Annotated in this window: 21 protein-coding genes; 11 read left to right on the forward strand and 10 right to left on the reverse strand. The window is 50.2% G+C overall.

The window, feature by feature from the left end:
• Window positions 1-10: 10 nt before the first annotated feature.
• Together gorA and rlmJ are read right to left on the reverse strand one after the other, a co-directional pair.
• Window positions 11-1363, reverse strand: coding sequence for a glutathione-disulfide reductase (gorA, locus tag ACJHYR_RS09125; RefSeq protein WP_000160811.1), 1353 nt, complete (start codon window positions 1361-1363; stop codon window positions 11-13).
• 71 nt (window positions 1364-1434) lie between these two features.
• Complete coding sequence (rlmJ, locus tag ACJHYR_RS09130; RefSeq protein ID WP_001296497.1) at window positions 1435-2277, reverse strand: 23S rRNA (adenine(2030)-N(6))-methyltransferase; 843 nt, start codon at window positions 2275-2277, stop codon at window positions 1435-1437.
• Between the two features lie 202 nt (window positions 2278-2479).
• Between rlmJ and prlC the strand changes: the two genes are divergently transcribed.
• Both prlC and rsmJ read left to right on the forward strand, forming a co-directional pair.
• Window positions 2480-4522 carry an oligopeptidase A gene (prlC, locus tag ACJHYR_RS09135; RefSeq protein WP_001298719.1) on the forward strand — a complete coding sequence of 681 codons (2043 nt, stop codon included), beginning with the start codon at window positions 2480-2482 and terminating at the stop codon, window positions 4520-4522.
• Between the two features lie 7 nt (window positions 4523-4529).
• A complete protein-coding gene (gene rsmJ, locus ACJHYR_RS09140; protein ID WP_000686620.1) occupies window positions 4530-5282 on the forward strand; it encodes a 16S rRNA (guanine(1516)-N(2))-methyltransferase RsmJ in 753 nt (250 codons plus the stop codon).
• 48 nt (window positions 5283-5330) lie between these two features.
• Here rsmJ and dtpB read toward each other — a convergent pair whose 3' ends face one another.
• On the reverse strand, window positions 5331-6800 hold the full coding sequence (dtpB, locus tag ACJHYR_RS09145) for a dipeptide/tripeptide permease DtpB (RefSeq protein WP_001098642.1): 1470 nt from the start codon (window positions 6798-6800) through the stop codon (window positions 5331-5333).
• 165 nt (window positions 6801-6965) lie between these two features.
• On the opposite strand from dtpB, the gene ACJHYR_RS09150 reads away from it, so the two are divergent.
• Window positions 6966-7019, forward strand: coding sequence for a hypothetical protein (locus ACJHYR_RS09150; RefSeq protein WP_212591402.1), 54 nt, complete (start codon window positions 6966-6968; stop codon window positions 7017-7019).
• A gap of 98 nt (window positions 7020-7117) precedes the next feature.
• On the opposite strand, the gene uspA is transcribed toward ACJHYR_RS09150, so the two are convergent.
• Complete coding sequence (uspA, locus tag ACJHYR_RS09155) at window positions 7118-7552, reverse strand: universal stress protein UspA (protein WP_000323571.1); 435 nt, start codon at window positions 7550-7552, stop codon at window positions 7118-7120.
• Window positions 7553-7942: 390 nt separating this feature from the next.
• On the opposite strand from uspA, the gene uspB reads away from it, so the two are divergent.
• Window positions 7943-8278 carry a universal stress protein UspB gene (uspB, locus tag ACJHYR_RS09160; RefSeq protein ID WP_000626187.1) on the forward strand — a complete coding sequence of 112 codons (336 nt, stop codon included), beginning with the start codon at window positions 7943-7945 and terminating at the stop codon, window positions 8276-8278.
• Between the two features lie 70 nt (window positions 8279-8348).
• Here uspB and pitA read toward each other — a convergent pair whose 3' ends face one another.
• A complete protein-coding gene (pitA, locus tag ACJHYR_RS09165; protein ID WP_000902780.1) occupies window positions 8349-9848 on the reverse strand; it encodes an inorganic phosphate transporter PitA in 1500 nt (499 codons plus the stop codon).
• Between the two features lie 231 nt (window positions 9849-10079).
• Here pitA and ACJHYR_RS09170 point away from each other — a divergent pair, with 231 nt between their 5' ends.
• Entirely contained in the window at window positions 10080-11282 is a 1203-nt protein-coding gene (locus ACJHYR_RS09170) for an NAD(P)/FAD-dependent oxidoreductase (RefSeq protein ID WP_059327889.1), read from the forward strand.
• A gap of 314 nt (window positions 11283-11596) precedes the next feature.
• On the opposite strand, the gene ACJHYR_RS09175 is transcribed toward ACJHYR_RS09170, so the two are convergent.
• Entirely contained in the window at window positions 11597-12649 is a 1053-nt protein-coding gene (locus tag ACJHYR_RS09175) for a DUF2776 domain-containing protein (protein WP_001028899.1), read from the reverse strand.
• A gap of 382 nt (window positions 12650-13031) precedes the next feature.
• Between ACJHYR_RS09175 and ACJHYR_RS09180 the strand changes: the two genes are divergently transcribed.
• The 6 genes from ACJHYR_RS09180 to ACJHYR_RS09205 all read left to right on the forward strand — a co-directional run bounded on the left by ACJHYR_RS09180 (window position 13032) and on the right by ACJHYR_RS09205 (window position 21794).
• Window positions 13032-14621 carry a DUF4049 domain-containing protein gene (locus tag ACJHYR_RS09180; RefSeq protein ID WP_000862327.1) on the forward strand — a complete coding sequence of 530 codons (1590 nt, stop codon included), beginning with the start codon at window positions 13032-13034 and terminating at the stop codon, window positions 14619-14621.
• A 261-nt stretch (window positions 14622-14882) separates the two neighbouring features.
• A complete protein-coding gene (locus ACJHYR_RS09185) occupies window positions 14883-16505 on the forward strand; it encodes a DUF4049 domain-containing protein (protein WP_014639332.1) in 1623 nt (540 codons plus the stop codon).
• 189 nt (window positions 16506-16694) lie between these two features.
• On the forward strand, window positions 16695-16808 hold the full coding sequence (gene yhiY, locus ACJHYR_RS09190; RefSeq protein WP_001315057.1) for a protein YhiY: 114 nt from the start codon (window positions 16695-16697) through the stop codon (window positions 16806-16808).
• Window positions 16809-16870: 62 nt separating this feature from the next.
• Window positions 16871-17938, forward strand: coding sequence for an HlyD family secretion protein (locus ACJHYR_RS09195; protein WP_000361491.1), 1068 nt, complete (start codon window positions 16871-16873; stop codon window positions 17936-17938).
• Entirely contained in the window at window positions 17935-20670 is a 2736-nt protein-coding gene (rbbA, locus tag ACJHYR_RS09200; RefSeq protein ID WP_059327888.1) for a ribosome-associated ATPase/putative transporter RbbA, read from the forward strand. The genes ACJHYR_RS09195 and rbbA overlap by 4 nt, the downstream gene beginning before the upstream one ends.
• Window positions 20670-21794, forward strand: a complete 1125-nt coding sequence (locus tag ACJHYR_RS09205) for an ABC transporter permease (protein WP_001314210.1) — start codon at window positions 20670-20672, stop codon at window positions 21792-21794. The genes rbbA and ACJHYR_RS09205 overlap by 1 nt, the downstream gene beginning before the upstream one ends.
• A gap of 90 nt (window positions 21795-21884) precedes the next feature.
• Here the strand turns inward: ACJHYR_RS09205 and ACJHYR_RS09210 are convergent, their stop codons facing one another.
• Genes ACJHYR_RS09210 through ACJHYR_RS09225 form a run of 4 tightly spaced genes read right to left on the reverse strand, consistent with a single transcriptional unit; the run spans window position 21885 to window position 25885 of the window.
• Window positions 21885-22736: a class II aldolase gene (locus ACJHYR_RS09210; protein ID WP_059327887.1), complete on the reverse strand. Its 852-nt coding sequence runs from the start codon at window positions 22734-22736 to the stop codon at window positions 21885-21887.
• A gap of 30 nt (window positions 22737-22766) precedes the next feature.
• Window positions 22767-23036 carry an HPr family phosphocarrier protein gene (locus tag ACJHYR_RS09215; protein WP_000949583.1) on the reverse strand — a complete coding sequence of 90 codons (270 nt, stop codon included), beginning with the start codon at window positions 23034-23036 and terminating at the stop codon, window positions 22767-22769.
• On the reverse strand, window positions 23026-24534 hold the full coding sequence (locus tag ACJHYR_RS09220) for an FGGY-family carbohydrate kinase (protein WP_059327886.1): 1509 nt from the start codon (window positions 24532-24534) through the stop codon (window positions 23026-23028). Before ACJHYR_RS09220 ends, ACJHYR_RS09215 begins: the two co-directional genes overlap by 11 nt.
• Window positions 24527-25885: a PTS galactitol transporter subunit IIC gene (locus tag ACJHYR_RS09225; RefSeq protein WP_001306345.1), complete on the reverse strand. Its 1359-nt coding sequence runs from the start codon at window positions 25883-25885 to the stop codon at window positions 24527-24529. Before ACJHYR_RS09225 ends, ACJHYR_RS09220 begins: the two co-directional genes overlap by 8 nt.
• Window positions 25886-25898 lie beyond the last annotated feature (13 nt).

Genomic DNA, 25898 nt, shown 5'->3' on the forward strand with positions numbered 1-25898 from the left:
CCTTTAACATTTAACGCATGGTCACGAACTCTTCTGCCGCCGTCGGGTGAATGGCGACGGTATTGTCGAAGTCTTTTTTGGTCGCCCCCATCTTCAGCGCCACCGCGAAGCCCTGCAACATTTCATCCATACCAAAACCAATGCCGTGAATTCCGACAATCTTCTCTTCCGGTCCAACGCATACCAGTTTCATGCGGCACGGCTGGCGGTGAGTGGTGACGGCGGTATACATCGCGGTGAAAGAGGATTTATACACTTTCACCTGATCGTCGCCGTACTGCTCGCGCGCCTGCGGTTCCGTTAAACCAACAGTCCCAATCGGCGGATGGCTGAAGACCACGGTCGGAATGTTGCTGTAATCGAGATGCTCATCCGGCTTGTTATTAAACAGGCGTTCAGAGAGACGGCGACCCGCTGCAACTGCTACCGGTGTCAGTTCCACTGCACCCGTGTTATCGCCCACCGCGTAAATACCTTCAACGTTGGTGTTTTGATATTTATCGACGACGATATAGCCTTTTTCGTTGGTTTTAACGCCAGCGGCTTCCAGGTTGATGTTGTCATTGGCAGGCTCGCGACCAATCGCCCAAATCAGGCAATCCACCGTTTCACTACGCCCATCTTCCAGCTCCAGCGTCAGGCTGCCATCGGCATTTTTCACTACTGCTTTCGGGATGGCGTTGGTGTGCAACTGCGGGCCTTCGGCGTTCATCACTTCGACCAGCGTTTCAGAGATCATCGGGTCGAAGCTGCGCAGCGGCGCATGTTTACGCACAAACAGATGCGTTTTCGCGCCGAGGCCGTTAATCACGCCCGCCAGTTCAACGGCGATGTAACCCGCGCCAACAACCGCTACGCGCTCTGGCAGCGCCGGCAGGGCGAAGAATCCATCAGAATCAATACCGTATTCCACGCCCGGAATATCCGGGTGGCTCGGACGACCGCCGGTGGCGATCAGAATATGATCGGCCGTGATGGTTTCGCCGTTTACCTCCAGCGTTTTGGCATCAACGAAGCGGGCAAAGCCTTTGATTACATCAACGTTATTTTTACCGAGCACGTTTTCATAGGAAGTATGAATACGGTCGATATAGGCGGTACGGCTGGCGATCAACGTTTCCCAGTTGAATTTATTGATAGTGGTATCGAAACCATAATCCGGACCGTACATGTGGATCGCTTCACGGATTTGCGCCGCGTGCCACATCACTTTCTTCGGTACGCAACCGACGTTCACGCAGGTGCCGCCCAGCTCTTTGGCTTCAATCAGCGCGCATTTCTGGCCGTACATAGCCGCGCGGTTGATGGAGGCGATACCGCCGCTGCCGCCGCCGATGGCGATGTAATCATAGTGTTTAGTCATGACAGAGTGTCCTTATCGTTGATTACCGCGATTGTAGCGCGAGACGTAATAGGTGCCAGCAATGGCTGCAATTACTCCGGCACGATCCAGCTTACGGTGGCGTGCCCGGTACCAGCCGGAACCAGTTTGCTGTGCAGCCACGGCAGCACGTTATTCATTTGCTGTTCCAGCTTCCACGGCGGATTAATCACAATCATGCCGGAAGCGGTCATGCCACGGCGATCGCTGTCTGGCAGTACCGCCAGTTCAATTTGCAGAATTTTGCGAATGCCGGTCGCTTCCAGGTCGTGGATCATGCGCTTAATTTGCTGGCGCAACACCACTGGATACCACAGTGCGTAAGTGCCCGTGGCGAAACGTTTATAGCCTTCTGCTATCCCGCTGACCACCGCCTGATAGTCGGTTTTCATTTCATACGGCGGGTCGATAAGGATTAAACCACGGCGGGAAACCGGCGGCAGCTTGGCCTTAAGCTGCTGGAAACCATCGGCTTTTTCGACGCGCGCACGATTGTCTTTCTGAAATTCAGAACGCAGCAACGGGTAATCGCTCGGGTGCAGTTCGGTCAGTTGCAGGCTGTCCTGTTCACGCAGTAACTGACGAGCAATCAACGGCGAACCGGGGTAGTAACGCAACTGACCGCTACGGTTGAAGTGTTTTACCACATTGATGTACGCCTCCAGCTCTGCAGGCAAATCGTCCTGCTGCCAGATACGGGCGATACCTTCGAGATATTCGCCGGTACGCTCGGCATGTTCGCTGCCTAACTGATAACGCCCGGCTCCTGCGTGGGTATCGAGATAGAGAAACGGTTTATCTTTCTCTTTCAGCGACTCGATGATCAGGCTCTGAACGGTATGTTTAAGGACGTCGGCGTGGTTGCCAGCGTGAAAGCTGTGGCGATAACTGAGCATGGGTAAAGGTGTTCCGGTAAGTAAAAATCGGCCCGTATTCGGGGCGCACAAAAGCCTATCAGGACAGTATACCGAAAAGAGGCCGCCGCCGCGAAAGCGTAACGTTTCTCATTGAAATTCACTACACTTAACCCCATGCTACAAACATTATGTAAAGCGCCTGTTGAGCGCTTCCTTAACCTCTTTAACCAGGACTGCGCTAATGACGAATCCGTTACTGACTCCCTTTGAATTGCCTCCGTTTTCTAAAATTCTCCCGGAACATGTCGTTCCAGCCGTGACTAAGGCGCTGAATGACTGCCGCGAAAACGTGGAGCGCGTAGTAGCGCAAGGGGCACCGTACACCTGGGAAAATCTCTGCCAGCCGTTGGCAGAAGTAGACGATGTGCTGGGGCGTATCTTCTCCCCGGTCAGCCACCTGAACTCGGTGAAAAATAGCCCGGAACTGCGTGAAGCGTACGAACAAACTCTGCCGCTGCTGTCGGAATACAGCACCTGGGTAGGGCAACATGAAGGGCTGTATAAAGCATATCGCGACCTGCGCGATGGCGATCATTACGCCACGCTGAACACGGCGCAGAAGAAAGCGGTTGATAACGCACTGCGCGACTTCGAACTCTCTGGCATCGGTCTGCCAAAAGAGAAACAGCAGCGTTACGGTGAGATTGCCACTCGTCTTTCCGAGCTGGGCAACCAGTACAGCAACAACGTCCTCGATGCGACAATGGGCTGGACCAAACTCGTTACCGACGAAGCGGAGCTGGCGGGGATGCCAGAAAGCGCGCTGGCTGCGGCAAAAGCCCAGGCTGAAGCGAAAGAACTTGAAGGCTACCTGCTGACGCTGGATATCCCAAGCTACCTGCCGGTAATGACCTACTGCGACAACCAGGCTCTGCGCGAAGAGATGTATCGTGCTTACAGCACCCGCGCCTCCGATCAAGGTCCGAACGCCGGTAAGTGGGACAACAGCAAGGTGATGGAAGAGATCCTCGCGCTGCGTCACGAACTGGCGCAACTGCTGGGTTTTGAAAACTACGCCTTTAAATCCCTTGCCACTAAAATGGCAGAAAATCCGCAGCAGGTGCTTGATTTCTTAACCGATCTGGCAAAACGCGCGCGTCCGCAAGGTGAAAAAGAGCTGGCGCAACTGCGTGCCTTCGCTAAAGCCGAATTTGGCGTGGATGAGTTGCAGCCGTGGGATATCGCGTACTACAGTGAAAAACAAAAACAGCACCTCTACAGCATCAGTGACGAACAACTGCGTCCGTACTTCCCGGAAAACAAAGCGGTTAACGGCTTGTTTGAAGTGGTGAAACGTATTTACGGCATCACCGCTAAAGAGCGTAAAGATGTTGATGTCTGGCATCCGGATGTACGTTTCTTCGAACTGTATGACGAGAACAACGAACTGCGCGGCAGCTTCTACCTCGACCTGTATGCCCGTGAAAACAAGCGCGGCGGGGCGTGGATGGATGACTGCGTAGGCCAGATGCGTAAAGCCGACGGTTCGCTGCAAAAACCGGTCGCGTATCTGACCTGTAACTTCAACCGCCCGGTAAATGGTAAACCGGCACTGTTTACTCACGACGAAGTGATCACCCTGTTCCACGAGTTCGGTCATGGTCTGCACCATATGCTGACCCGCATTGAAACCGCTGGTGTTTCCGGGATCAGCGGGGTGCCGTGGGATGCGGTCGAACTGCCGAGTCAGTTTATGGAAAACTGGTGCTGGGAGCCTGAGGCGCTGGCGTTTATCTCCGGTCACTATGAAACCGGCGAACCGCTGCCGAAGGAGCTGCTGGATAAAATGCTGGCAGCGAAAAACTACCAGGCGGCACTGTTTATTCTGCGCCAGCTGGAGTTCGGCCTGTTCGATTTCCGCCTCCATGCCGAGTTCCGCCCGGATCAGGGAGCGAAAATCCTCGAAACTCTGGCAGAAATCAAGAAACTGGTTGCCGTGGTACCTTCTCCGTCATGGGGCCGTTTCCCGCACGCTTTCAGCCATATTTTCGCCGGTGGTTATGCCGCAGGTTACTACAGTTACCTGTGGGCCGACGTGCTGGCGGCAGATGCCTTCTCGCGTTTTGAGGAAGAGGGCATTTTCAATCGTGAAACCGGACAGTCGTTCCTCGACAACATTCTGAGCCGTGGCGGTTCAGAAGAGCCGATGGATCTGTTCAAACGCTTCCGTGGTCGTGAACCGCAACTGGATGCGATGCTGGAGCATTACGGCATTAAGGGCTGATCATTCAGTGAAAATCTGCTTAATTGATGAAACAGGCACCGGAGACGGTGCCTTATCTGTTCTGGCGGCTCGCTGGGGGCTGGAACATGATGAAGACAACCTGATGGCGCTGGTGTTAACACCGGAGCATCTGGAACTGCGCAAGCGTGATGAGCCGAAGCTTGGTGGCATCTTTGTTGATTTTGTTGGCGGAGCGATGGCGCACCGTCGCAAATTCGGCGGTGGTCGCGGTGAGGCGGTGGCAAAAGCGGTGGGCATTAAAGGCGATTATCTCCCGGACGTGGTGGACGCCACCGCAGGGCTGGGGCGCGATGCCTTTGTGCTGGCTTCAGTCGGCTGCCGCGTGCGGATGCTGGAGCGTAATCCGGTGGTTGCTGCATTGCTCGACGACGGCCTGGCGCGTGGTTATGCGGATGCGGAAATCGGCGGCTGGTTGCAGGAGCGGTTGCAGTTAATTCACGCCTCCAGCCTGACGGCGCTGACCGATATTACCCCACGCCCGCAGGTGGTCTATCTCGACCCGATGTTCCCGCATAAGCAGAAAAGCGCGCTGGTGAAAAAAGAGATGCGCGTGTTCCAGTCGCTGGTGGGGCCGGATCTCGACGCTGATGGATTGCTGGAGCCTGCACGCTTGCTGGCGACCAAACGCGTGGTGGTAAAGCGCCCGGACTACGCGCCGCCGCTGGCGAATGTCGCCACGCCAAACGCGGTAGTGACCAAAGGGCATCGCTTTGATATTTATGCCGGAACGCCGGTGTAAAAGTAAAGCAGGGTAGCGTTATCGCTACCCTGCTTTCTGCAAGAATAATTAATGGCTTTCGGGCGTCGCAATCATTCGTTTCAGCCACGGCACCATCAGCAGCATCACCACCGCAACGCCCAGCGTAACCAGGCCAATCTTACCAAACACGTTGGTATAGACGGGCAACGTCTCAAGCGGATCGGTAATGTTGTCTGGTACTGCGGTAAATGTTGCCACATAGCCGCCCAGCAAGAACGCGGCAGCCTGCGTCAGGAACCACATCCCGAGAATAAAGCCCATCAAATGCTGCGGCACCAGGGCAGCAATCATCGCCAGGCCAAGGGCGCTAATAAACAGTTCACCCAGGCTCTGGAATAAGTAAACCAGCACAATAAACCACGGCGATGTCAGTCCTTGTGCATCAGCAAACCACATTCCCGCAGCGGCGGCTGTAAGAAAGCCCAGCGAGCACATAAACATGCCGAGAGTAAATTTCATCGGCATCGAGAGGTCTTTGCCTTTGTTACCCAGATGCGTGTAAATGCCTGCCAGTATTGGACTGGCGAGTACCACCCAGAAAGGGTTAAGCGCCTGGAAGCTGACCGGGTTGATGGAAAAGCCGAGAATTTCATGATGCACGTTGTTGATGGCAAAGAAGTTCAGTGACGTTGGCATCTGGGCGTAGAGAATGTAAAACACCACCGCTTCGAGCATCAGGACAAAGGCGACAAACATTTTATTGCGCCCGGTTTTATCCAGCTTGAATGCCTGACGAAAGAAAATGATGGTGACGACGATGGAGAGAACAATCAGCACCAGATTGGCGACTTCTACGTTGTGCATCAGCCATGCACAGACGAAGATCATCACCACGCTGCCAAGTAACACGTACAACAGTTTGCTGAAGCTCATCGGCCGGAAGTCGGGGTCAGAACCAATGTCTTTCACCATTCCGCGACAGGCGATGTAAACCAATAGCGCGATAATTAATCCCGCACCGCACAGGTTGTAGGTGACTGAATAGCCGAATCTATCAGCGATCACAGGGGCCAGCGATAACGCTATCAACGAGCCGATGTTGATCGACATATAGAACAGGGTGAATGCGCCATCAAGCCGCGGATCTTTCGGTGGATAGCACTTCGAAAGCAAGCTGGCTGGGTTAGCTTTAAACAGGCCGTTACCGACAGCGATAGTCCCCAGGGCGATGAAAATCAGGTCAGGCTTAAGTAGCGACATGCCGGTCATGAAGTAGCCAATCGCCAGCACAAGTGCTCCGAGAACAATGGTGCGTTTGGTCCCCAGCAGGTGGTCGCCGACATAGCCGCCAATGGAAATGAGGCCATAGACCAGCGCAGCAAAAGCACCAAAAGTGACAAAAGCCTGTTCTTGCGAGAATCCAAGCTGCTTAACGAAGAAAACCGCCAGTACGCCCTGCACGCCGTAGTAGCCGAATCGCTCCCATAACTCGACAAAAAAGATCATGAAAAATGGGCGAGGTTGCTGCAGCATCCCCATGGGTGTTGTTGTATTCATATTTATTAACCTTCCAATACCATCCTGAAAAGTATGAACGCGTAAGGGATAACGCGCGAAAAAGTTTACATCTGTCAGAGATTCTTAATATTGATGCGGTGAATAGATTAATGCACTATTACAACAGAAAATAACCAGCTGATCACACTAATGATGGAAAATATGATGGTGTTAAATGTTGTATTGGCAGGGGATTTTGATTGCGTACGCAGATCGTAGGCCAGATAAGGCGTATACGCTGCATCAGGTAACAAGGCGCGCCAAAAAGCAAAACGCCCGCATATGCGGGCGTTCAGGAACACGTCGTGGAGGGAAGATTATTCTTCTTCGTCGCGCAGCGGAACAATCAGCATATCAACGTGAACGGTGTTGATCAGCTGACGTGCGGAAGACATCAGTTTGCTCCAGAAGTCCTGGTGGTGACCACAAACCACCAGATCCATATCGTATTTCTTGATTGCATCGACCAGAACCTGGCCCAGATCGCCGCTGCCGCTCAGGGTTTCAGTGATTGGGTAGCCTGCATTAGTGGAAAGCTCGGTCAGCGCATGATGTGTCTCTTCAGAGATGCGTTTCTGCATATCACCCAGATTCACATCAATAAGCCCGGTGTATAGGTCAGAGTAGTTTACATCTACGTGGATCAGAGAAACTTTCGCATTGTAGGGGCGAGCCATAGAGACTGCTTTCTCTACCAGAACTTTGCTTTCCGGGGAGAGATCGACCGCGATGAGAATGTGTTTATAAGCCATAGTGTTACTCCTTCCATAAAGTTGTCGATGACTGGCCAGCTAGCGTTTCTTGTGCCGTTACGTCACCCGCGTCCTGCGAACTACGTGCGCGGGGCTAACCCAGCCGTAAAGATTCAGTGTTAAGACCATCCTTACCTTATAGCGACCCGGATGATCCGTCAATCCGCCTTACTTACTCGTTAGATAAACAAATTTTCGACATGAATATATTGATAGTGGTTAACCTTCTGGAAAAAAAACAACCTGATCTCCTACACTATCTATAGAGCCGCTCGGATGTTGGTCACCACAAAAGCGGTTTCTCCAGGACCTGGTGTTAACTGATTGGCAGCGTATCGGGAGCGGTAGCCCCGGGGTGGAACTCCGCGGGCAGGTCGCCGGGGAGGAGGTATGATAAGCACCGTCGCATTATTTTGGGCTTTATGTGTCGTTTGCATTGTTAACATGGCGCGCTATTTCTCATCACTACGCGCGTTGTTAGTGGTACTGCGTAACTGCGATCCATTGCTCTATCAATATGTTGATGGAGGGGGCTTTTTTACCTCACATGGCCAACCCAACAAACAGGTGCGTCTCGTTTGGTATATCTATGCCCAACGTTATCGCGATCATCACGATGATGAGTTTATTCGCCGCTGTGAGCGGGTGCGTCGGCAGTTTATTCTGACCAGCGCATTGTGTGGTCTGGTGGTGGTCAGTCTGATTGCATTGATGATTTGGCATTAAGCACTTCAGCAAAAATAACGCATAAAAAAAGCGGGCCAGTAAACTGACCCGCTCGTTTTGGTGCGTGCGATTACAGGAACTGCAAGGAGAGCCAGTAAAGCCCGCCGGAAAGCAGTACCGCAGCCGGAAGGGTAAACACCCAGGCCATCAGAATACTGGTCACGGTTTTACGCTGTAAGCCGCCGCCATCTACCACCATCGTCCCCGCGACAGAAGAGGAGAGTACGTGGGTAGTGGAAACCGGCATCCCGGTATAACTCGCCAGGCCGATAGACACTGCCGCAGTCATCTGGGCAGACATCCCCTGAGCGTAGGTCATGCCTTTCTTACCGATTTTCTCACCGATAGTCGTTGCCACACGACGCCAGCCAATCATCGTACCGATACCTAACGCCAGCGCGACCGCCATGATGATCCACACCGGTGCATACTCGATGGTGCTAAGCATGTCAGACTTCAGTTTCTTCAACAGGCGCTGATCGTCAGCACTCACGCCAGGCATCTTCACCACTTTGTCGATAGTGTCAGAAACGCACAGCATAATGCGGCGCATCTGGCTACGTTGATCAAGCGACAGCTTATCGTAGCTTTCCACATCGGTAGTCAACATGCCTTTCAGGCGGTTGAGCGCGTTAATGGTATTCGACGGATGGCAATGGAACTCCGCAGGTTGCGTTGCGCCAGCTTCCGGAGCCGGTACTAACTGATCAGCACCGGTAGCCTGTTTCAGCAGCGCAGGGTGCTGCTCAAAGTAAGCTTCCACGTTGTTGATGGCATCACGGGTACGGGTGATTTCGTAGCCAGTGGCATTCATGTTCACCACGAAGCCTGCTGGTGCGACGCCAATCAATACCAACATAACCAGACCAATGCCTTTCTGACCATCGTTCGCGCCGTGCGAAAACGCCACGCCGATAGCGGAAAGGATCAGCGCAATACGCGTCCAGAACGGCGGCTTTTTCTTGCCGTCTTTCTTTTCACGCTCCGCTGGGGTCAGGTGGATACGGGCGCGTTTCTTGGTGCCGCTCCAGTAGCGACGCAGCAAGAAAATCAGACCGCCAGCAAACACCAGGCCGACAATAGGGGAAACGATCAGAGAACCGAAAATACTTAATACTTTCGGGATATTGAGTGCATCCACCACTGACGTCCCGGTCATCAACGCATTGGTTAAACCAATCCCGATGATCGCGCCAATCAGCGTATGAGAGCTGGATGCAGGTAAACCAAAGTACCAGGTACCCAGGTTCCAGATAATCGCCGCCAGCAACATAGAGAACACCATGGCAAGGCCATGAGACGATCCCATATTAAGCAGCAGATCCGTCGGCAGCATATGCACAATGGCATAGGCAACACTCAGACCACCCAGCAAAACACCCAAAAAGTTGAACACCGCCGCCATAACCACGGCGAGCTGAGAACGCATCGCGCGGGTATAGATAACGGTTGCCACTGCGTTGGCTGTGTCATGGAAACCATTGATGGCTTCGTAGAACAGCACAAAAGCCAGTGCAAGCAATAATAACAGCCCGGTATGCAAATCCAGGCCAGCAAACAAATGTAGCATAGGACGTTACGCCATTTTGAGGACATGAACGCGGCGCATTATCAGTGACTTTCGCGGCGCGGGCAAAGTGAAATATAGACTTTTTTTGATTTGCCTCCTGTATGGATTTCACTCAAAAAATAATTATCTTATATAATTCAGACAAATACTTCCTTTTAGTAATATTGATGCTGGTGCGACCACTGAGGAATCTTTACAATTCACGCCCGTTTTTTCTTAGAGGAGCGCAACGTGGAAAGGTTTGATGCCATTATTATAGGCGCTGGTGCGGCGGGTATGTTCTGTTCTGCGCTGGCAGGTCAGGCAGGACGCCGGGTTCTGCTGATCGATAATGGTAAAAAACCAGGGCGCAAAATCCTTATGTCTGGCGGTGGGCGCTGCAACTTTACCAACCTTTATGTCGAACCAGGCGCTTATCTGAGCCAGAATCCGCATTTTTGTAAGTCTGCACTCGCGCGTTTTACCCAGTGGAATTTCATTGATCTGGTCAATAAACACGGCATCACCTGGCACGAGAAAACGTTAGGGCAACTCTTCTGCGATGACTCCGCGCAGCAGATTGTCGACATGCTGGTGGATGAGTGCGAGAAGGGCAATGTGGCCTTCAGATTGCGTAGCGAAGTGCTGAGCGTGGCGAAGGATGAAACAGGCTTCACGCTTGAACTGAACGGCATGACTGTCGGTTGCGAAAAGCTGGTCATCGCGACCGGTGGACTGTCAATGCCGGGGCTGGGCGCGTCGCCGTTTGGTTATAAGATTGCCGAACAATTTGGCCTCAACGTGCTGCCGACCCGCGCGGGCCTGGTGCCATTCACTCTGCATAAACCGTTGCTCGAAGAGTTACAGGTGCTGGCAGGCGTGGCGGTGCCTTCCGTGATTACCGCTGAAAACGGCACCGTTTTCCGTGAGAACTTACTCTTCACCCACCGCGGCTTATCTGGACCGGCGGTGTTGCAAATTTCCAGCTACTGGCAACCGGGTGAATTTGTCAGTATCAATCTGCTACCGGATGTGGACCTCGAAACCTTCCTGAATGAGCAGCGTAATGCACATCCGAATCAGAGCCTGAAAAACACTCTGGCGGTTCATCTACCGAAGCGGTTGGTTGAACGTTTACAACAACTCGGGCAAATCCCGGATGTCTCGCTAAAACAGCTCAACGTGCGTGACCAACAGGCACTGATTAGCACATTGACCGACTGGCGCGTACAACCCAACGGCACTGAAGGCTATCGCACTGCCGAAGTGACGCTCGGCGGCGTGGACACCAACGAACTCTCTTCACGGACGATGGAAGCGCGCAAAGTGCCTGGGCTGTACTTCATCGGCGAAGTGATGGACGTCACCGGTTGGCTGGGGGGCTATAATTTCCAGTGGGCGTGGTCGAGTGCGTGGGCTTGTGCGCAGGATTTGATTGCAGCGAAGTCGTCCTGAGCTATTTCCTAAAGATGAAAATTATTAGAGTCGCATTAAAAATGAGCTAATTTTGATAGTGGTTATCTTGTGATTATTTTCTAATGAGCCTGTGAACTGAGACCCTCCATGCTTAATATAAGATGGAGGGAAAGGTGATTAAAACTCCCCCAGTGGCCAGATCTTTATAAAATATGAACAGGTTGAAAAAATCAGCAACTTTGCTGTTTATTTATACTTAACCACTATGCATTAATGCTGCGTTATTTCATGATACCTAAGAAAAACCAGCGTTACGCAAATAATCAACGCTGGTTTTATCCGGTACGTTGCAATTATTTTTTAGCAGAACCCGCTTCTAATATTGAAACGATTGAGAACAACGTAAAGCATACCGCTCCCAAACCGACCAGAACCCGCGAAGGAATAAAATACCCTATGTCGGTCTGCGCCATTTCTGCAAGAAACGATGCCAGGAAAAGGCAAAACAGGCAGGTGAAGACGGGAATCATCGGTATTCTGTTGGCTAACGAACAGGTACGTCTCCAGACCAGTGCCAGTAGCCAGACTTTTGAGAATATGCTGTAACAGATCATTCCGAGGCAAATGAGGATAATGCCGGGAGCCAGTCGGGCGCTTGCATCGGAGCTGACTAACACGTATATGCCCTGCAGCACCGTGATTGAGCCGAGAATAATAACCCAATAACACCACAGCCAGTGCTCTTTGGATGAGAACGTATTACGTGTTTGATGGACGATTGTGGCAACAAGGCCAATTAGACAGGCACAGATTGCGGTTAACCCAAGCAATACGTGACCGGCGACATAATGCGGAGTTATGTCGGCACTACGTAACAGCGTAATAGACCAAATGAAACCGAGCAGGGTGAGTAAAACGGGAACGGCAATGAGGCAATTACCGATTAATGACGAATAAGCCTGTACCGGTGTTCCATCGCTCTTGCTCCCTGCTGCGTTTTTGGGAATGAGCAGAAAGTGACCGGATGACGCTGCCACTGTCGATACACAGGCGGCAATCATACCAACGCCAAAAATAACATGGCCGGCAACAAACTCGTCTGCCATCACATCATTGCCTGCTAACAGTGCCCAACCCCATATCATGGTGATAATTGACCCCGCATAGCCAATAATGGGGAACAATGTATTGTAAAACGTATTAACGCCGCGCGTGAGCTGCGAAATGATAATAAATGCGGTAGTGAATAATGCCAGGCATATGGCTGCCAGAGAAATCAGCACATGACCCGCGACGAAATACTCACTTTGCCCAGAACTTTCCAGCACAAAGCCACCTAACGCGATACAAATTAAGCCCATAATTAAAGGGATTAATTTGAAAAGCCACCCGATATATATGTTCACTTTAAACTCCTCAGGTATCCCTGCTAATATTGAAATGTGCATTAATGATAATTTCAGCCTGTTAATACAATGACGAGATATCATTAAAGACAAATGCATAGCATAACTATAGCGGGATTTACTTTGCAGAGCGCTACTTTTCAGCGTTCAAAAGGCCATGGTAAATAAATATTTATCCTAAGATTAATTCTTATTCTGTTGTTTTTTACAATTATCTTCCAGGGAGGGATTCTTTTTCATTATTTGGTAAAAGACCGGATGGTATCGGTGCTTAAAATCATCGAACATATAAGTATTATTGCTTTGTATCATCGTAAAAATGTCTTTCAGACATGTGTCATTTATTTTGTTACTAACAAGTCAAAAATATCACGGGTTATTTATGAAAGTATTTCACAATATATTTAAGCACTTCTCTTCAAACCATCAAGATAAGCATTCAGATAAAGTTAACAGTCATCAACACCATGGCAATGTTGATAAAAAACATCGTTCAAAGATAGTTGAAATTGATAAGCTGGATAAACATTCGCAAATAGATAACGATTTTGGCCTGCATATCATCTATTTCCTGCAACATGGCTGCTGGAACGTAACTGAACATAGTCCTCAGATAGAAAAACTGTGGTTTTACAATAGTGAGCCATCTATAGATATTAAAGAATATAATAGTTTCGCCGATAATACTACTGACACGTTTATCTTTACAATTATACCAGACAATAACCATGTGATAAAATTATCGTCTCCCATTACCGTTACGATTGAGCGTAAGGACGGTTATTATTTTATTAATTTCTCCGGGGATAAATCAGACATAATTTATAAAGTTGATGGGTTTTCTATCATACCTGAAAATTTTTTTACTCTTCTTAGCGGTAATTTTAAAGCTGACTGGCGTTGGGCTGTCTCTAAAGAGACGTTTACTAAGGAAAAGTTTGATAGCTATGTTGAATCTGTTTTTTCAAAAATAGACTTTTATAAACAGTGTGGTGTGATTAACCCAAAAAATCCCAACACGGCTTATTTTGGCGATACAGATGGAAGAGTGGGCGCTGTACTTTATGCATTGCTCGTTTCAGGGCATATAGGCATCAGGGGAGAGGGGTGGAGTTTATTATGTCAATTATTAAAACACGAAGACATGGCGTCATTCGCATATGAAAATAAAAAATTGAAAAAACTCTTCACTTTATTAGATACGAGAGACATGATCTTGAATGAGTTGCATCAACATGTTTTTTTAAAAGGCGATGCGATTACCCCTTGTATCTTCCTTGGGGATCATACAGGCGATAGATTTAGTACTATTTTTGGTGATAAATATATCCTTACTTTGCTAAATTCTATGCGAAATATGGAGGGTAACAAAGATAGTCGTATAAATAAAAATGTTGTCGTTCTGGCTGGAAATCATGAAATCAATTTTAATGGTAACTATAGTGCACGACTAGCAAATCATAAACTCTCTTCCGGTGATACATATGACTTAATTAAAACGCTCGATGTTTGTAATTATGACTCAGAAACGAAAGTTTTAACCAGTCATCACGGAATAATAAGAAATGAAGAAAATGAATGTTATTGTCTAGGTGCTTTGCAGGTTCCATTTAATCAGATGAAAGACCCAATTGATCCTGAGGAATTAGCAAATATATTTAATAAAAAACATAAACAACACATGGATGATCGTCTTATCCATCTAATTAGAAGCAATGCTATAGCATCCACACCTGTATATGACAATTATTTTAATAACACTACTGCTTTCAGACCAAAACCTGAAGATATCTTCAAATGTGGACAGACGCTCAAAAAAAGTAAACAGAAATATGGCCATTATGGATTAGGGGTAGATCAGCATCAAAAAATTGATAATTATACCATGGGGCTAAATTCCTGGAAGATAGCACCTAACGAACGTGGTGATAAAAAAGGTGTCCCAGGGCTTAGTTGTTTTCAATCTCATTAAAACTCTATGAATACGGTGGTATATCTTTTTAATCCTGCCAGTATTTCATAGTTTTTCTTAATCGATTGTAGAGGCATGTACTGATGACGCCTCTACAATCTTTAGGGACTTTCTCTACTATGAGATAAGAAATTTCATATTATGCTTTAAGGCTGAATGATTTGTGCAAAATATAATTATTTTCCCGTCGAACATGAGGTGTATGTCATAAGATTAAATGATAACTATGTATTCCTTGCGGTGAATTATATGAGGTAAAAGATGAAACTTGGAACTGTGGCAGGTACTAACGACAGTATAACGACTATCGCAACAAATGATATGGTGCAAGAGCATGTTACTAACTTCACTAAAGAACTGTTTGGGTATATTGCAAATGGTATAGGTGATGATATATCAAGTATTGCCAGGACAATGCTCGGTGAAGTTGTGGAAAAAATTGATGATTGGCAAATAGAACGTTTCCAACAATCTTTTCAAGATGACAAAATTTCATTTACCATAGATACGAATCATTCAGAAAAATATAGTATGCTATCGGGCATGCGTGCCCATATTCTACGTAGGAATAATAGTTATCAGTTTATTGTGACAATTAATAGTAAAAATTACGGTTGCCCTCTTGATGATACCGATATAAATTGGTGCAGCATTGTTTATTTACTTAATAATATGACAGTAAATGATAATGCTAATGATGTTGCAGTTACTGAGTCGTACAAACCCATCTGGGACTGGAAAATATCGCAATATAATGTATCTGATATTAAATTCGAAACAATGATAAAACTCCAGTTCGCTGACAGAATCTATTTCTCCAATTGTTCACCCGTTGATCCCACAAGTACCAGACCAACCTATTTTGGTGATACCGATGGCTCAGTCGGTGCAGTTTTGTACGCGCTTTTCGCAACGGGACATTTGGGAATTATGGCTGAAGGAGAAAATTTCCTTAGCCAGTTGCTTAATATAGAAGATGAAGTTCTCAACGTATTGCTAAGGGAGAACTTTAATGAGCAACTTGACACTAATGTTAATACAATAATCAGTATTCTGAACAGAAGAGATATAGTTTTAGAAAGTCTTCAGCCTTATTTAGTTATTAATCAGGGCGCAGTGACGCCATGTACGTTTCTGGGTGACCAAACCGGCGATCGATTTAGTAATATCTGTGGCGATCAATTTATCATCGATTTGTTAAAACGCATAATGAGTATTAATAAAAATGTTCATGTATTAGCTGGTAATCATGAAACGAATTGCAATGGTAACTATATGCAGAACTTCACGCGTATGAAACCACTTGATGAGGATACCTACGCTGGGATAAAAGATTATCCTGTATGTTTCTATGACCCCAAATACAAAATAATGGCAAATCATCATGGGATAACTTTTGATGATCAGCGAAAACGTTACATTATAGGACCGATAACAGTCTCTATTGATGAAATGACCAATGCTCTCGATCCGGTCGAATTAGCGGCAATTATTAATAAAAAGCATCATACTATAATTAATGGTAAAAAGTTTAAAACTAGCCGGGCTATCTCTTGTCGATCCTTTAATCGTTATTTTTCTGTTTCGACAGATTACAGGCCTAAACTTGAAGCACTATTAGCATGCTCACAAATGTTAGGTATAAATCAAGTTGTTGCACATAACGGAAATGGTGGGAGAGAACGCATAGGTGAAACGGGGACAGTTTTAGGTCTTAACGCCCGTGACAGTAAACATGCTGGAAGAATGTTCAGCATGCATAATTGCCAAATTAACCCTGGTGCAGGGCCTGAGATAACCACTCCCTGGAAGTCTTACCAGCATGAAAAAAACAAAAATGGACTTATGCCTTTGATTAGAAGGCGCACAATGTTACAGCTCTGAACCATAGACAACATGAATATTAATGTTACTATCTGGTTGAGACTGTTGATAAAACGTAATAAGGAATGCTCTGTTCCTGCAACTGAACAGGCGTGAAACGCTATCCAACAGGATGGATACCGTTTTGTCAGCCAGTTTTATAGATCACACTTATGAGTATGCGTGTTTCATTTACGGCCAGGAATGCTGATGATGACAACATTACTACCCGTTTTCACTAAGCCTTCCACGTTGGCGCTCAATGCTCTGCGCGCTGGTCGTATTTGCCGTTTCCTTCTTATCCCGGATGGAAGAATCCGCTGAACGTCGTTCGGCGGCAGTTGTAACACGCGTCGTTTGCTTACAGGGATTATGGCGGGTCGATTATGGATAAGAGTAAGCGCCATCTGGCGTGGTGGGTTGTCGGGTTACTGGCGGTGGCTGCTATCGTGGCGTGGTGGCTGTTGCGCCCGGCAGGTGTGCCGGAAGGCTTTGCCGTCAGCAATGGGCGCATTGAAGCGACGGAAGTGGATATCGCCAGCAAAATTGCCGGGCGTATCGACACCATTCTGGTGAAAGAAGGCCAGTTTGTTCGCGAAGGTGAAGTGCTGGCGAAGATGGATACTCGCGTGTTGCAGGAACAGCGACTGGAAGCCATCGCGCAAATCAAAGAAGCACAAAGCGCCGTTGCCGCCGCGCAGGCTTTGCTGGAGCAACGACAAAGCGAAACTCGTGCCGCACAGTCGCTGGTCAATCAACGCCAGGCCGAACTGGACTCCGTGGCTAAACGTCATACGCGTTCCCGCTCGCTCGCCCAACGAGGGGCTATTTCTGCGCAACAGCTGGATGACGATCGCGCCGCCGCTGAGAGCGCCCGAGCTGCGCTGGAATCAGCAAAAGCCCAGGTTTCGGCTTCTAAAGCCGCTATAGAAGCGGCACGCACCAATATCATTCAGGCGCAAACTCGCGTCGAAGCCGCGCAAGCCACTGAACGGCGTATTGCCGCAGATATCGATGACAGCGAACTGAAAGCCCCGCGTGACGGACGCGTGCAGTATCGGGTTGCCGAGCCAGGGGAAGTGCTGGCGGCAGGCGGTCGGGTACTGAATATGGTCGATCTCAGCGACGTCTATATGACCTTTTTCCTGCCAACCGAACAGGCGGGCACGCTGAAACTGGGCGGTGAAGCACGGCTGATCCTCGATGCCGCGCCAGATCTGCGTATTCCTGCAACCATCAGTTTTGTCGCCAGCGTCGCCCAGTTCACGCCAAAAACCGTCGAAACCAGCGATGAACGGCTGAAACTGATGTTCCGCGTCAAAGCGCGTATCCCACCGGAATTACTCCAGCAGCATCTGGAATATGTCAAAACCGGTTTGCCGGGCGTAGCGTGGGTGCGGGTGAATGAAGAACTTCCGTGGCCTGACGACCTGGTGGTGAGGTTGCCGCAATGACGCATCTGGAACTGGGTCCCGTCCCGCCTGTCGCGCAACTGGCGGGCGTGAGCCAGCATTATGGAAAAACCGTTGCGCTGAACAATATCACTCTCGATATTCCGGCCCGCTGCATGGTTGGGCTGATTGGTCCGGATGGCGTCGGGAAGTCGAGTTTATTGTCATTGATTTCCGGTGCTCGTGTCATTGAGCAGGGCAATGTGATCGTGCTGGGCGGCGATATGCGCGACCCGAAGCATCGTCGCGACGTTTGCCCGCGCATCGCCTGGATGCCGCAGGGGCTGGGCAAAAACCTCTACCACACCTTGTCGGTGTATGAAAACGTCGATTTTTTCGCTCGCCTGTTCGGTCACGACAAAGCGGAGCGGGAAGTGCGAATCAATGAGCTGCTGACCAGCACCGGCTTAGCACCGTTTCGTGATCGTCCGGCAGGGAAACTCTCCGGCGGGATGAAGCAAAAACTTGGGCTGTGCTGTGCGTTAATCCACGACCCGGAACTGTTGATTCTTGATGAGCCAACAACGGGGGTTGACCCGCTCTCCCGCGCCCAGTTCTGGGATCTGATCGACAGTATTCGCCAGCGGCAGAGCAATATGAGCGTGCTGGTCGCCACCGCCTACATGGAAGAGGCCGAACGCTTCGACTGGCTGGTAGCGATGAATGCCGGAGAAGTGCTGGCAACCGGCAGCGCCGAAGAGCTGCGGCAGCAAACGCAAAGCGCCACGCTGGAAGAAGCATTTATAAATCTGTTACCGCAAGCGCAACGCCAGGCGCATCAGGCGGTAGTGATCCCACCATATCAACCTGAAAACGCAGAGATTGCCATCGAAGCGCGCGATCTGACCATGCGTTTTGGTTCCTTCGTTGCCGTTGATCACGTCAATTTCCGCATTCCACGCGGGGAGATTTTTGGTTTTCTTGGTTCGAACGGCTGCGGTAAATCCACCACCATGAAAATGCTTACCGGACTGTTGCCCGCCAGCGAAGGTGAGGCGTGGTTGTTCGGGCAACCGGTTGATCCAAAAGATATCGATACTCGCCGTCGGGTGGGCTATATGTCGCAGGCGTTTTCGCTCTATAACGAGCTCACCGTGCGGCAAAACCTGGAGTTACATGCCCGTTTGTTTCACATCCCGGAAGCGGAAATTCCCGCAAGAGTGGCTGAAATGAGCGAGCGTTTTAAGCTCAACGACGTTGAAGATGTTCTGCCGGAGTCATTACCGCTCGGCATTCGTCAGCGGCTTTCGCTGGCGGTGGCGGTGATTCATCGCCCGGAGATGTTAATCCTCGATGAGCCTACTTCTGGTGTCGATCCGGTGGCGAGGGATATGTTCTGGCAGTTGATGGTCGATCTCTCGCGTCAGGACAAAGTGACTATCTTCATCTCCACCCACTTTATGAACGAAGCGGAACGTTGCGACCGCATCTCCCTGATGCACGCCGGAAAAGTGCTTGCCAGCGGTACACCGCAGGAGCTGGTTGAAAAACGCGGAGCCGCCAGTCTGGAAGAGGCATTTATCGCCTATTTGCAGGAAGCGGCAGGGCAGAGCAACGAAGCCGAAGCGCCGCCTGTGGTACATGACACCACCCACGCGCCGCGTCAGGGATTTAGCCTGCGCCGTCTGTTTAGCTACAGCCGCCGCGAAGCACTGGAATTGCGCCGCGATCCGGTCCGTTCGACGCTGGCGCTGATGGGAACGGTGATCCTGATGCTGATAATGGGTTACGGCATCAGTATGGATGTGGAAAACCTGCGCTTTGCGGTGCTTGACCGCGACCAGACCGTCAGTAGCCAGGCGTGGACGCTCAATCTCTCCGGTTCCCGTTACTTTATCGAACAACCACCGCTCACCAGTTATGACGAGCTGGATCGCCGGATGCGTGCGGGCGATATCACGGTGGCGATTGAGATTCCACCCAATTTCGGGCGCGATATCGCGCGTGGTACGCCTGTGGAACTCGGTGTCTGGATCGACGGTGCGATGCCCAGTCGTGCCGAAACGGTAAAAGGTTACGTGCAGGCTATGCACCAGAGCTGGCTACAGGATGTGGCGAGCCGACAATCCACACCCTCCAGCCAAAGCGGGCTGATGAACATTGAGACGCGCTATCGCTATAACCCGGACGTAAAAAGCCTGCCAGCGATTGTTCCGGCGGTGATCCCGCTTCTGCTGATGATGATCCCGTCAATGCTAAGCGCCCTTAGCGTGGTGCGGGAAAAAGAGTTGGGGTCGATTATCAACCTTTACGTGACTCCCACCACCCGTAGCGAATTTTTGCTTGGCAAACAGCTACCGTACATCGCGCTGGGGATGCTGAACTTTTTCCTGCTCTGCGGCCTGTCGGTGTTTGTGTTTGGCGTACCGCATAAAGGCAGTTTCCTGACGCTCACCCTGGCGGCGCTGCTGTATATCATCATCGCCACCGGAATGGGGCTGCTGATCTCCACCTTTATGAAAAGCCAGATTGCCGCTATTTTCGGTACGGCGATTATCACGTTGATCCCGGCGACACAGTTTTCCGGGATGATTGATCCGGTAGCTTCGCTGGAAGGTCCAGGACGCTGGATCGGCGAGGTTTACCCGACCAGTCATTTTCTGACTATCGCCCGCGGGACGTTCTCGAAAGCGCTGGATCTGACTGATTTGTGGCAACTTTTTATCCCGCTGCTGATAGCCATACCGCTGGTGATGGGCTTAAGCATCCTGCTGCTGAAAAAACAGGAGGGATGATGCGCCATTTACGCAATATTTTTAATCTGGGTATCAAAGAGTTGCGCAGTCTGCTCGGTGATAAAGCGATGCTGACATTGATTGTCTTCTCGTTTACGGTGTCGGTATATTCGTCAGCGACCGTCACGCCAGGATCATTGAACCTCGCGCCGATCGCCATTGCCGATATGGATCAATCGCAGTTATCGAATCGGATCGTTAACAGCTTCTATCGTCCGTGGTTTTTGCCACCGGAGATGATCACCGCCGATGAGATGGATGCCGGACTGGACGCCGGACGCTATACCTTCGCGATAAATATTCCGCCTAATTTTCAGCGTGATGTCCTCGCCGGACGCCAGCCAGATATTCAGGTGAACGTCGATGCCACGCGCATGAGCCAGGCATTCACTGGCAACGGTTATATCCAGAATATTATCAACGGTGAAGTGAACAGCTTTGTCGCGCGCTACCGTGATAATAGCGAACCGTTGGTATCGCTGGAAACCCGGATGCGCTTCAACCCGAACCTCGATCCCGCGTGGTTTGGCGGGGTGATGGCGATCATCAACAACATTACCATGCTGGCGATTGTGTTGACCGGATCGGCACTGATCCGCGAGCGTGAACACGGCACGGTGGAACACTTACTGGTGATGCCGATAACGCCGTTTGAGATCATGATGGCGAAGGTCTGGTCGATGGGGCTGGTGGTGCTGGTGGTGTCGGGATTATCGCTGGTACTGATGGTGAAAGGCGTGCTGGGCGTACCGATTGAAGGCTCGATCCCGCTGTTTATGCTGGGCGTGGCGCTGAGTCTGTTTGCCACCACGTCAATCGGCATTTTCATGGGGACGATAGCGCGTTCGATGCCGCAACTGGGGCTGCTGGTGATTCTGGTGCTGCTGCCGCTACAAATGCTTTCCGGTGGATCCACGCCGCGCGAAAGTATGCCGCAGATGGTGCAGGACATTATGCTGACCATGCCGACGACACACTTTGTTAGCCTCGCGCAGGCCATTCTCTACCGTGGTGCAGGATTCGAAATCGTCTGGCCGCAGTTCCTGACACTGATGGCAATTGGCGGCGCGTTTTTCACCATCGCACTGCTGAGATTCAGGAAGACAATTGGGACAATGGCGTAAATACAGTTGCCCGATGCGTAAGCTTATAGGGTCTACGCATCGGTACAATTTATTGAATTGTAGTTGTTTTACGCCGCATCCGGCGAAGATTTACTTAACCAACCGATGCCCCTCATTCATCATCAGGATTTTTCTATACACATCTTCCTCGACGGCGTTTTTTGCTGATGCCATCACTCGTGCCAGATTCGCCTCGTTGTGATTATTCACATACGCTTTGCCGACGGCGGTGATAAACGCTTTGCGCAGATCGCTGGCGATATTTACTTTAGCGACGCGATAATTAACAAAGCTGCGTAATATTTCCGGGGCGATACCGGAGCCGCCGTGAATAACCAGCGGCACCGGGCAGACTTCGGCAATGCGCTTCAGCAGGGGGATATCGATACGCGGTATATCGTCCAGGCCATGAACGTTGCCAATAGAAACTGCCAGCATGTCGCAACCGGTGCGCTCGACAAAGGTCTTCACCTTTTCCGGTTCCGTTTTGCAATCGGCTTCGCTGACGTGATCATCTTCTTTGCCGAGAATCGCCCCCAGCTCCGCTTCAACCGGTACGCCATAGGATTTACAGAAATCGACAGCTTCCTGGGTGAAAGCGATATTCTCTTCAAAAGATAATGCGGCACCGTCAATCATGACCGAGGTAAAGCCCGCGCGCACCGCCTGTTTAACATCCTCCTGAGTTTTCCCGTGATCCAGATGAAGACTGACCGGAACATCCATTTTATCGGCGTGACGTTTCACGATTTCATAAATGTAATCGTATCCCGAGAGTTGTGCATTGGTGGGCGCAATCTGAATGAAGTTGGGTAATCCTGAACGCTCAATGGCGTTTAAAATTGAAATCGTCGTCTCCAGATTGGTGGTATTAAACGCGCCCGCTAATACCCGTTTTTCCTGAATGCGGTCGAGCAGTATCCGTCCATTAACTAATGGCATTTGAAAACCTCATCTTTTAATATCAGTTAATTATTCAGCTTCACCGAAGCGATCACGAAATAAGGCGGTGAGAGTTTGTATTGCCTCATTTTCATCATCGCCTTCGCAGCGTATTTCCACCGTTTTGCCGCCTTTTATTCCGGCGCGCATAATATTCATCATGCTGGTGGCATTAATATCATTACCCTCATAATGCAGCGTCACTTTACAGCTAAACTTTTTGGCGGCTTTCACCAGACACGCCGCCGGACGTGCATGCAGGCCAGTACTGTTTCTGACCTCCACGGTTTTACTCAACATAGTGCTCCTCCCGATGGTGTAATGGCATCACGCCTTCTTGCTGTAATTTCAACTGATACCAGCTTTTCCATTTGTGCTGGTAACGCTGTAATTGATGGTATCTCGCCCGATTCGGTAACAAACGTTGGGCTATGGTAACTTGCGGCGGTGGAATATCCGGTGCGGCAGTTAATAATGCTCCGACAGAAACCGCCTCGTTAAATGCAATTGCTTCAACCGGACGCTGTAAAATATCCGCTTTTAATTGCAGCCAAAGGGGATTTTGGGTTGCCGGACCTATCACTTTTAACGCGCTGGTGCCAGGCACATTAAAACAGGCGAAGCAGTTGGCAAATTCCATGGTTAATCCCAGTGAGACGCTGGCAATTAACATGTCGATATTTAACGTATCGCCAAGCCCATAAAATAATCCACGAGTATGGCGATTTTTATAGGGCGAACCCGAACCGCGAAGATGTGGAATAAAGAGGGGAATGTCATCGAGCGACCAGTTCCCCGCCAGGTAATCCGCATGTCCGCGAGTAAGTGATGCGGCGATCTCCTCATCGGTTAGCCGGAACGTGTTACGCAGCCACTCCAGAGCGAAACCGCCCACGGGCAGCGACGCAAACAGGGTGAACTGGTTTGCAAGCGAATAACAGCCGTTTGCCAGCTTGTCACGTTTGGCCTGTTCATCCAGCGTCGGTTGTGTATCCAGTTGCAGAATGCCTTCTGTGGTCCCCGTCGAGTTAAGGATATCGCCCGGCATCATCTGCAACGCTCGCGCACCCACCATATGGTCATGTCCGGCCAGCGTCACGCTGACCGGTTGCGAGAACCCAAGCGTTTTGCAGAGCGACTCGCTGACCCATCCGGCGTGTTCGCCTGGCTGCACCAATGGCGCAAATGCTGAACAGGGAACGTGTAACAACGCCGCCGCTTTCGCTGACCATTCGCCTTTGCGCACGTCAAGACACAGCGTGCGGCTGGCTAAGGTGATATCCGTGCGCTGTTCGCCGGTCAGCCGCCAGAGCAGTACTTCCGGCGCATGTAGCCAACGCAGGCCGCGGCGATTACGCAGTGGGTAATGTTCCAGCAACCAACGCATTTTGAAGGCAGAGTAATTGCTGTGCAGCGGTAACCCGCAAATGTCATAAAGTGCCGCACTGTCTGCCTCGCTAAGTATAGCCAGATACTCTTCACCGCGACGGTCATACCATGCCAGCATTGGCGTCAGGATCTCGCCATGCTCGTCAAGGAACACGCCTGACTCGCCAAAACTGGCAATGCTTATCCGCCTGACTGGCAGCGACGAAGCGGCGTTCAGTTGCGCTATCGCCTGGCGGACCTCCTGCCAGAGGGCGTCGATATCGAAATCGACATTGCCCTGTGGGGAGATCTGTTTTGCCGTCACGAATTTATGCGCGCCCAACGTCGTTGCGTCCAGGCAGGAAAAGCAGGTGACTTTGCAATTGGTGGTGCCAATATCGATAACGATAGCTGCGCTGTTATCAGGCATAAACCGTGCTCCGCGTCATTCGGAAAATACCATACAGTACCAGGGCGATAACCGGCACCAGACCAATGGCGATGAGATTGCCGTTGAAGATTTCCAGCAGCCAGAAGCGGAACGGGTTACCGCCATCAAGGAAACTGGAGACCTGGCCGCTGGAGCCTTCGGCAAATTTGAAATTAACGTCTTTCGCCATTCCGGTAATAAACGGCGCGATTTTAGTCGCAATCCACAGATCGGCAATAATCACCGGAATCGCCGCCAGAACGGTGCGGAAAATGTTGCCACGGCTGGCTAAAGCAATCATCGACGCCATTACCGCCAGGTTGGCAAGGTCGCCAAGCGGCAGGACTTCATTACCCGGAAGGACAAACGCGATAAAGACCGAGATTGGCGTCAGCAGCAGGGCGGTGGAGATAATCGCTGGGTTACCTACGGCAACGGCGATATCCAGGCCGATATAGAGATCGTCACGGTCAGGGTATTTGGCATTGAGATACTTTTTAATGGCTTCAGACAGCGGTAATAAACCTTCCATCAGAATGCGAACCATGCGTGGCAGGATGAACATCACACCGCCAATGCTGATGCCAAGCAGCAAGACTTTTTTGAAATCGTATCCGGCAATTACGCCGAGCAGAATGCCCAGAATAGTACCAACCATCATCGGTTCGCCGAATATGCCAAACTTTTTCTGTACGGTTTCCGGATCGATATGAATACGATTGAGGCCGGGGATATGGTCGATGATTTTGTCGACCAACAGACCGACCGGAAAGAACACCACCGAAGAGAGCGTCGGCAAAGAGATCCCTTCCAGGCCAAAGTATTTTTGTACCAGTGGCGCAGACCAGTCGGCGAGTTTAAGTACTACCACCGCAGCAATCGCCGCTGCCAGCAAACCAAAGAACAGGCTGCCGGTGCTGTAATAAACCAGCGTACCGGCAAGGGCAAAATGCCAGTAGTTCCACATATCTACGTCAACGGTGCGGGTTTTATTTAACGCCAGCATCGCCACGTTAATCAGAATAGTCAGGGGAATAACAAACGGGGCAATTGGCGAACCCCATGTAATAGCGGAAAGCGGCGGCCAGCCTAAATCCACCACCGGTAAATTAATTCCGGTGCGTTCAACCATCGCCTGGGCCGCTGGCCCGACATTGCTGGTAAGAATATCGAAAATGGCATAAATACCGACAAAACCAATGCCGACCGTTAATGACGAACGTAAGGCTTTAGCGGGTTTTACTTTAAAAAAGAGAGCAAGAATAAATAACACCAACGGCAACATTACCGTGGGACCAAATCCCAATATATATTGCACAATATTATAGAGGGTATGCGCGATATCGTTCATAATAAACCTCTTT

It is taken from the genome of Escherichia sp. WS1450, from assembly GCF_046487395.1.
In the GTDB taxonomy this organism is placed as follows: Bacteria; Pseudomonadota; Gammaproteobacteria; order Enterobacterales; family Enterobacteriaceae; genus Escherichia; species Escherichia coli.